The following is a 6,362-nucleotide window of genomic DNA, read 5'->3' on the forward strand; positions in this document are numbered from 1 at the left end:
GCCTGTCAGCCGCCCGGCGCAATGGTGAGTTGCTGCGCCAGATAGCCCGCCCGATCCGGCGACGCCTGTAACAGCATGGCGACAAACGCCTCGCGCTCAAAGGCCATCACCTGCATATCCCAGACGCAGAATGACTCCTCACGCGCCCGCCGCCAGACGCCGCTGTCCGTGACCCAGACGTTCATCCGCAGTTCGTTTTCATTGTCCCACCAGCCGGCCACCAGATAGTTCATGGTTTTGCCCTGGTGCTCAATCAAAAAGCCAACACCGGGGCGCTGGGGCGTTTGCGCCTGCTCCGGCAGCCACTGGGTGACCAGCGGATGCGCCGCTGCAAAATCCGCGTCGCCGGTCGCCTGTGGGTAACGGATGGCGTAACGCTTCAGCGCCCAGCGGCCGAACGTTGTCACCCCCAGCGGCGTTACCGGGCGCGGCTGGTAGGGCTGGGGCTGCCAGTGCTCCTCTGCCGGGGGCGTGACCGGCGGCTCATCATCCAGCGCCCGCAGTGCGCCCGCCACATCGCAGACCTGGGCGAAGCGCCCCGCCAATACCAGCTCCGTCTGGTGCTTGATGGCGGCCGCCGTGCTGGTCTCCCCGTTGGCGTGGGTCATCGGGAAGGTCAGCGTGGCCTCAGTGACGAAGGTCACGCGGTAGCCGAGATCATACGCCACCCGCGCCGTGGTCTCGCAGCACTGCTCAGTGCGTATCCCGCTGATAATCAGGTGGTCAATGTTCCGGTCACGCAGCCACTGATCCAGGCCGGAGTCCGTCAGGGCGTTATGCACCCGCTTATGCACCACCAGATCCGGCTGATGGGTCAGGAACGGCAGCCGCGTCACCAGCCCGGAGTCCAGGGAGAATGGCCCCTGCGACACGTGGAACACATCCACCACTGCGACGCCGCGCGTCCGGCACCCCGCCACCAGCTGTTGCAGATGCTGCCGGAATGGCGGCAGATCTTCCTCCTGCCAGAACGGCCGGTGAAGGAAGGAGTGTTGAACATCAATAACCAACAGTGCGCTCTGTGACATATCCGGACTCCGCTTTGAGAAAGTAACCCCATACTGGCGTAACTAAAAAAGAAGCGGAATGCCAAAAACGGCCATGCGTCTGTCAGCACGGGACGACCTGCCGGGCGGGCGCGGCCACCGCTTCCTGCGTCACGATCGCGACAGCGATGGCCCCCGGTATTTACGCCTGCATTAACGGCGCGAGCTGTTGGTAAAGCTGCCGGAACGTCTCCCGCTGTGCAGCATAGGCCTGATGTTTCTCCGCATCCGGCTCATGGGTCTGCTCCAGCGGCAGGGGCGGCAGCAGATCGCCCAGCGGCGTATCCGGGCTGAGGGCGATCTGCGCCAGCCTGGCGGCACCCAGCGCCGGGCCGACATCGCCACCGGTGCGGTACTCCAGCGTCTGGCCGCTGATGTCTGCCAGCATCTGCCGCCAGTAGGCACTGCGCGCCCCGCCGCCGATAAGCGTCACCCGCTCAGGCCGCAGGCCGGTGGCGTGCAGCACGTCCATCCCTTCGGCCAGCGCGAAGCCGACGCCTTCCAGCACCGCGCGCCCCAGATCGGCCGGGCCGTGCTGGTGGGTCAGGCCAAAAAAGGTGCCGGTGGCATTCGGGTTGTTGTGTGGTGTGCGCTCGCCCGACAGATAGGGCAGGAACCAGACCGGGGAGGCGGCAGGCGGTGCCTGTTCCACCTGTTGCAGCAGCGCCGGGACGCTTTCACACCTGGTCAGGCGGCACACCCAGTCGAGGCAGGAGGCGGCACTCAGCATTACTGACATCAGGTGCCAGGTCTCCGGCAGTGCGTGGCAGAAGCTGTGCACCGCCTGCTCTGGGTTACTGAGGAAGCCGTCACTCACCGCAAAGTAGACGCCCGAGGTGCCCAGCGACAGCATCGCCTGCCCGGCCTGATAGAGGCCGACGCCGACCGCCCCGGCAGCGTTGTCACCGCCCCCGGCGATCACCGGCACCTCCGGCATCTTCCAGCCGCGGGCGATGTCCGGTTTCAGCCGCCCGGTGATGGCGCTGCCCTCATACAGCGCCGGCATCTGTGCGCGCGTCAGGCCGCAGGCCGCCAGCATGGTGTCACTCCAGTCACGTTTGCCGACGTCCAGCCACATCGTGCCTGCGGCATCGGACATGTCGGTGGCGAATTCACCGGTCATCCGCAGGCGCAGGTAATCTTTCGGCAGCAGCACCTTATCCACCCGGCGGAAAATCTCCGGTTCGTGCTCAGCCACCCATGCCAGTTTCGGGGCGGTAAAGCCCGGCATCATCAGGTTGCCGGTAATCCGGCGTGAATCGGGCACCTTCTGCTCCAGTGCGCGGCACTGGGCAAAACTGCGGCCGTCATTCCAGAGAATCGCCGGGCGCAACACCTGTTGCTCCGCGTCCAGCAGCGTGGCGCCGTGCATCTGCCCGGTCAGCCCCAGCGCCCTGACCCGGCTGAGGTCATGCTGCCCGCCCAATTGCTGCATGGCGCGATCGGTGGCCTCCCACCACGCCTGCGGTGCCTGTTCTGACCACAGCGGATGCGGCCGCGATACGGTCAGGCTCTCACTCTGCTGGGCGATCACCTCGCCCGCCTCATTCATCAGGATCGCTTTCACGCCTGATGTGCCCAGATCAATACCGATGTACATGCTTTCTCCCCGAAACAGGCAAACAGATGGCAACAGAATGGCATAAGCAACACAGGCCGGCATCTGCGCCGGCCTGTGAACGGACTTGCGCCCGGTGCATCAGAAAAGGGTCATCAGCCAAACAGATAGCGGTTGACCAGGTTTTCCAGCTGCTCCTGACGGCCGCTCTGGTGGTGCGGTGCCAGGTTATGCTGTTGAGCATAGGCAGCCAGCGCCTCCAGCGACAGCTTCCCTTGCAGGATCTGCTGGCCCAGCTCTTCGCTCCACCCGGCGTAGCGTTTGGCGACCAGCGTATCCAGCCCGCCATCTTCCACCATTTTTGCCGCCACTTTCAGTGACAGCGCCATGGTGTCCATCGCACCGATATGGCCGTAGAACAGGTCATATTTATCGGTGCTCTGGCGGCGCACTTTGGCGTCAAAGTTCAGGCCGCCGGTGGTGAACCCGCCCGCTTTGAGGATCTCATACATCACCAGCGCGTTCTCTTCCACGCTGACCGGGAACTGGTCGGTGTCCCAGCCGAGCTGCGGGTCGCCGCGGTTGGCGTCCACGGAGCCGAAGATGCCGAGCGCAATGGCGGTGGCAATCTCATGGTGGAAGGAGTGGCCGGCCAGCGTCGCGTGGTTGGCCTCGATGTTGACCTTGATCTCTTTCTCCAGGCCGAACTGTTTCAGGAAGCCATAAACGGTGGCGACGTCGTAATCGTACTGGTGCTTGGTCGGCTCCTGCGGTTTCGGCTCAATCAGCAGGGTGCCCTGGAAACCGATCTTATGTTTATGCTCCACCACCATCTGCATAAAGCGGCCAATCTGCTCACGCTCCTGGCGCAGGTCGGTGTTCAGCAGCGTTTCGTACCCTTCACGGCCGCCCCACAGCACATAGTTCTCGCCGCCCAGTTTCTGGGTGGCATTCATGGCGGTGAAGACCTGCGTCGCGGCCCAGCTGAAGACTTCCGGGTCCGGGCTGGTGGCCGCCCCGGCGGCATAACGCGGGTGGGTAAAGCAGTTGGCGGTGCCCCACAGCAGCTTCACGCCGCTCTCCTGCTGCTTCTGCGCCAGGATGTCGACCATCTCAGCAAAGTTGCTCAGGTACTCTTTCAGGGAGTGGCCTTCCGGCGAAACATCCACGTCGTGGAAGCAGTAGTAGGGCACCCCCAGCTTCTGGAAGAACTCAAACGCGACGTCCGCTTTGCGTTTTGCCAGCGCCAGCGCATCACCGGCCTGCTGCCACGGGCGCTCAAATGCCCCGACGCCGAACATATCCGCGCCGTTCCAGCAGAAGGTGTGCCAGTAACAGGCGGCAAAACGCAGATGATCAGCCATGCGTTTGCCCAGAATAAGTTCATCCGGGTTGTAGTGACGGAATGCTAACGGATTGGTACTGGTGGTGCCTTCGAACCGGACTTTATCAAGCTGATCAAAATAGGATGGCATTATGGGCTCCTCGGGATCTGGCCCAGCACTGGCTGAGCATGCGGAGCCGTTATCTTGGGATCCTTCGGTGCGCCTCACAATTACGTTATTTCACACTCAACTTCAGAGAATACACAAATGTGCAGCAGATCTCATAAATAGCCCCGGCAGCCGTTAAAAAAGGCGTTATTTACGAGATGCTTCCCCGCTTAAGGGTGAGAGAAAATAAGTTTCAGCAGTGAACCATGATCTCCATCATAAAACGAAAAATAAACTAAAAAACGTAATAGGCCAGTTAAAATCTGCAATTGCTGATAATTTATGCAGCGTTAACAATTCACCAGCCATTAAGGTGGGCCATTTCTCTTACCCTGTAGGTTTCATTAAAAAGGTTTATAAAATGAAAATGAAAAAAGTCTTGCTTGGCGTGTGTGCGGCACTGGCGCTGATCAGCCAGCCGGGGATGGCAAAAGAGATTAAAATCGGCATGGCCATTGATGACCTGCGGCTGGAACGCTGGCAGAAAGACCGCGATATTTTTGTAAGCCAGGCGAAAACACTGGGGGCGGATGTATTTGTGCAATCCGCTAACGGCAATGAAGAAACCCAGATGTCGCAGATTGAAAATATGATTAACCGCGGCGTGGATGTGCTGGTGATTATTCCTTATAACGGGGAGGTGTTAAGTAACGTGATTGCCGAGGCCAAACGCGAAGGAATTAAAGTGCTGGCCTATGACCGGATGATAAATAATGCCGACATCGATTTTTACATCTCCTTTGATAATGAAAAAGTTGGAGAATTGCAGGCCAAAAGTATTGTAGAGCGGGTGCCGCAGGGCAATTATTTCCTGATGGGCGGCTCCCCGGTGGACAACAATGCCAAGCTGTTCCGCAAAGGGCAGATGAATGTGCTTAAGCCACTGATTGACAGCGGTAAAATTAAGGTGGTGGGCGACCAGTGGGTAGACGCCTGGCTGCCGGAAAATGCCCTGAAAATTATGGAGAATGCGTTGACCGCCAATAACAACAAAATTGATGCGGTGGTGGCCTCCAATGATGCCACGGCAGGCGGGGCTATTCAGGCGCTGTCAGCCCAGGGGCTGGCGGGCAAAGTGGCGATTTCCGGCCAGGACGCCGACTTGGCCGCTGTAAAACGGATTGTGGCAGGCAGCCAGACCATGACGGTCTATAAACCCATTACCCAGCTCGCCACGGACGCAGCAAAAATCGCCGTGGAATTAGGCAAAGGCGAAGCGCCGAAAAGCAATGCCACCTTAAATAACGGCAAAAAAGAGGTGCCCTCTTATTTGCTGACGCCAATCCAGGTTGATAAGAGCAATATTGACAGCACCATTGTCGCGGACGGGTTCCATAAAAAAGCCGATATTTACTGACGCAATATGATCACGCCTGTGACCGGTGCCGGCTTGTCAGCGGCACCGGCCGGCATCACACGGCACCTGGAGGGACGTATGCCCTGCCTGCTGGAAATGCATAATATCACTAAACAATTCGGCGTGGTGAAAGCCGTGGATAATGTCAGCCTGCAACTGGATGCCGGGCAGGTACTCTCTTTGTGCGGCGAAAATGGATCGGGTAAATCCACGTTAATGAAGGTCTTATGCGGTATTTACCCGCACGGCAGTTATCAGGGGGAGATCTATTTTGCCGGTGAACTGCTGGCGGCGAAAAATATCCGTGAAACCGAGCAGCGCGGCATCGCGATTATTCATCAGGAGCTGGCGCTGGTGAAACAGATGTCAGTGCTGGAAAACATGTTCCTCGGCAGCGAATGGGGCCGCTACGGCGTACTGGATTACGACGGCATGTATCTGCGCTGCCGGCGTATGCTGGCGCAGGTGCGGCTGGAGATTGACCCGGATACGCCGGTCGGGGAGCTGGGGCTGGGGCAGCAGCAACTGGTGGAGATCGCCAAGGCGCTGAATAAACAGGTGCGGCTGTTGGTACTCGACGAGCCGACCGCCTCCCTCACCGAGCGCGAAACCGACATTCTGCTGGATATTATTCGTGACCTGCGCAACCACGGCATCGCCTGTATCTATATCTCCCACAAGCTGAACGAGGTCAGCGCCATTTCTGACCTGATCTGCGTCATCCGTGACGGCAAACATATCGCCACCCGTGAGGCGGCCACCCTGAGTGAGGAGAACATCATCGCCATGATGGTCGGGCGTGAGCTGACGGAGCTTTACCCGCCGCATCAGCACCAGCCGGGGGATGAGATCCTGCGGGTAGAACACCTGACGGCGTGGCACCCGGTGAACCGCCATATCAAGCGGGT

5 protein-coding genes are annotated in these 6,362 nt (G+C 59.7%); 2 read left to right on the top strand and 3 right to left on the bottom strand.

What is annotated here, in order from left to right; all coding sequences use genetic code 11:
• Positions 1-5: 5 nt before the first annotated feature.
• From CYR32_RS11245 to xylA, 3 genes are all read right to left on the bottom strand, one after another.
• Positions 6-1,028 carry a cysteine hydrolase family protein gene (locus tag CYR32_RS11245; protein WP_101824489.1) on the bottom strand — a complete coding sequence of 341 codons (1,023 nt, stop codon included), beginning with the start codon at positions 1,026-1,028 and terminating at the stop codon, positions 6-8.
• Between the two features lie 160 nt (positions 1,029-1,188).
• The gene (gene xylB / locus CYR32_RS11250; RefSeq protein WP_101824490.1) at positions 1,189-2,646 is read right to left on the bottom strand and encodes a xylulokinase; all 1,458 of its coding nucleotides are present in this window, start codon (positions 2,644-2,646) and stop codon (positions 1,189-1,191) included.
• Positions 2,647-2,759: 113 nt separating this feature from the next.
• Positions 2,760-4,079 (bottom strand): xylose isomerase, encoded by a 1,320-nt coding sequence (xylA, locus tag CYR32_RS11255; RefSeq protein ID WP_101824491.1) that lies wholly within the window; start codon positions 4,077-4,079, stop codon positions 2,760-2,762.
• Between the two features lie 379 nt (positions 4,080-4,458).
• On the opposite strand from xylA, the gene xylF reads away from it, so the two are divergent.
• Positions 4,459-5,454: a D-xylose ABC transporter substrate-binding protein gene (gene xylF, locus CYR32_RS11260; RefSeq protein ID WP_101824492.1), complete on the top strand. Its 996-nt coding sequence runs from the start codon at positions 4,459-4,461 to the stop codon at positions 5,452-5,454.
• A 78-nt stretch (positions 5,455-5,532) separates the two neighbouring features.
• Positions 5,533-6,362: ATP-binding cassette domain-containing protein (locus tag CYR32_RS11265; RefSeq protein ID WP_146000692.1), on the top strand; the 830-nt coding region annotated here is incomplete at its 3' end.

Origin of the sequence: Chimaeribacter coloradensis (assembly GCF_002858715.1) — a bacterium.
Classification (GTDB): domain Bacteria; phylum Pseudomonadota; class Gammaproteobacteria; order Enterobacterales; family Enterobacteriaceae; genus Chimaeribacter; species Chimaeribacter coloradensis.

Coding starts and splice junctions, on each gene's coding strand:
- xylA (WP_101824491.1), bottom strand. CDS start 4,079: ATGCCATCCTATTTTGATCAGCTTGATAAAGTCCGGTTCGAAGGCACC.
- xylF (WP_101824492.1), top strand. CDS start 4,459: ATGAAAATGAAAAAAGTCTTGCTTGGCGTGTGTGCGGCACTGGCGCTG.
- CYR32_RS11245 (WP_101824489.1), bottom strand. CDS start 1,028: ATGTCACAGAGCGCACTGTTGGTTATTGATGTTCAACACTCCTTCCTT.
- xylB (WP_101824490.1), bottom strand. CDS start 2,646: ATGTACATCGGTATTGATCTGGGCACATCAGGCGTGAAAGCGATCCTG.